The organism is Kocuria rhizophila, from assembly GCF_003667225.1.
In the GTDB taxonomy this organism is placed as follows: domain Bacteria; phylum Actinomycetota; class Actinomycetes; order Actinomycetales; family Micrococcaceae; genus Kocuria; species Kocuria rhizophila.
The window spans coordinates 1-1979 of record NZ_RCOM01000152.1 but is presented as its reverse complement, the minus strand read 5'-3'; the positions used below and the strand labels follow the sequence as shown (position 1 = coordinate 1979).

The window sequence follows — 1979 nt, the reverse complement described above, 5'->3', positions numbered from 1 at the left end:
CGGGAACACCGGCTGACTCCGCCCCGGGTGCACAGGTTGACCCCGCCCCGGGAACACCGGTTGACCCCGTCCCGGGCGCACGGCGCATCCCGCGCCGCCACGCACACCGGGAACCGGGGTCAGAGCCTCAGAGTTCCAGCCACACCGCGCTGTCCACGGTCAGGCGGTTGCCGATCACCGCGTCCTGGCCACTCGTGAGCAGCAGTGTGCCGCGCGAGAGCTCCGCGATCTCAGCGTCACCCTCCCCGAGGTTCGCCGCCACCAGCACCGTGCGGCCCTCGCTCGTGCTGAGCAGGTACGCCAGCACACGCTCCGGACCGTCGCTCAGCTCGTGCCACGTGAAGTCCGCGGTGCCCAGACCCAGTTCACCGCGCACCCGCAGGGCACGCCGGTAGAGGTTGAGCGTGGACTGCGGATCGCCCTCCTGGTGGTCCACCGTGATCTCGCGGAAGGACTCCGGCTGCGGCAGCCACGGGTTCGGGCCGAAACCCAGCCCCTCGCCCACGGGAGACCAGGGCAGAGGCACCCGAGCGCCGTCGCGCCCCAGCTCCGCGCCCGCGGTGCGGTGGAACGTGGGATCCTCGCGGGCGGCGTCGGGAAGGGACGTGTGCTCGGGGAGGCCCAGCTCGTCGCCCTGGTAGACGTACGCCGAACCCGGCAGGGACAGCTCCACCAGCGCGGCGGCGCGGGCCCGGCGCAGGCCCTGGCCGTGGTGCGGCTGCTCGTCCTGCGCGCCGATGCCGTTGGGGTAGGCGGTGCGCGAGCCCAGGCCGTAGCGGGAGGCGTGACGCACGGTGTCGTGGTTGGAGAGCACCCACGTGCAGGGCGCACCCACCTCGTAGTAGGCGCGCAGCGAGGCGTCCACGGTGTCCCGCATCCGGTTTCGGTGCCACCCGGAGATCAGGAAGTCGAAGTTGAACGCCTGCTGCGCCTCGTCCGGGCGCACGTAGCGGGCCAGCCGGGGAGCCGGGCCCACCCACGCCTCGACCACCAGCATCCGGTCCCCGGGGTACTCCTGGAGCACGCGGTGCCAGTCACGGTAGATCTCGTGCACGCCGTCCTGGTCGAAGTACGGGCCGGTGTCCATGGTCTTGGTGGGCTCGTGGGCGTCCCCGGTGCCATCCTCCTCGGCTGTGCCCTCCACCATGTGGACCTGCTCGTCCCAGTCCGGGAGGCCCTCGGCCTTGATCATCCCGTGGGCCACGTCCACCCGGAAGCCGTCCGCCCCGCGGTCCAGCCAGAACCGCAGGATGGCGCGGAACTCCTCCCACACCTCCGGGTTCTTCCAGTCCAGATCCGGCTGGGAGGAGTCGAAGAGGTGCAGGTACCACTGGCCGTCCGCCACACGAGTCCACGCGGAACCGCCGAACAGGGACTTCCAGTTGTTGGGCGGCAGCTCACCGTTCTCGCCCCTGCCCTCCCGGAAGATGTAGCGGGCGCGTTCCGGTGAACCGGGTGCTGAGGCCAGGGCGGCCCGGAACCACTCGTGGTCCTCGGACGTGTGGTTGGGCACCAGGTCCACGATGATCTTCAGGCCCAGCCGGTGGGCCTCCTCCCGCATCCGGTCGTAGTCCTCCAACGAACCGAAGCGGGGATCCACGGTGCGGTAGTCCGCGACGTCGTAGCCGGCGTCGTGCTGCGGCGAGAGGTAGAAGGGGGAGAGCCACACGGCGTCCACGCCCAACCGCTTGAGGTAGGGGAGCTTCTCGGTGACGCCGCCCAGATCACCCATGCCGTCCCCGTTTGAGTCCTTGAAGGAGCGGGGGTACACCTGGTAGATCACGGCGTCGCGCCACCACTCGGAACCGGAGGGGGCGGGGAAGGAGGTCTGGGAGAAAGTCACGCGCTCCAGGCTACCCACGCACGCCTACCACGGGCCAAAGGCGCCACACCCGTGCGAGGGGTGGAGGCCTCCCCGCGTGCCTGGTCACCGGACCGCGCACCCGAGCCCGCCTGCCACCCCTCGCACGGGTGTGGCG

Annotated in this window: 1 protein-coding gene; it reads right to left on the bottom strand. The window is 71.0% G+C overall.

Annotated elements, in window-relative coordinates; translation table 11 throughout:
* Positions 1-127: 127 nt before the first annotated feature.
* On the bottom strand, positions 128-1843 hold the full coding sequence (locus D9R02_RS11735; RefSeq protein ID WP_121241489.1) for a glycoside hydrolase family 13 protein: 1716 nt from the start codon (positions 1841-1843) through the stop codon (positions 128-130).
* Between the last annotated feature and the right edge of the window lie 136 nt (positions 1844-1979).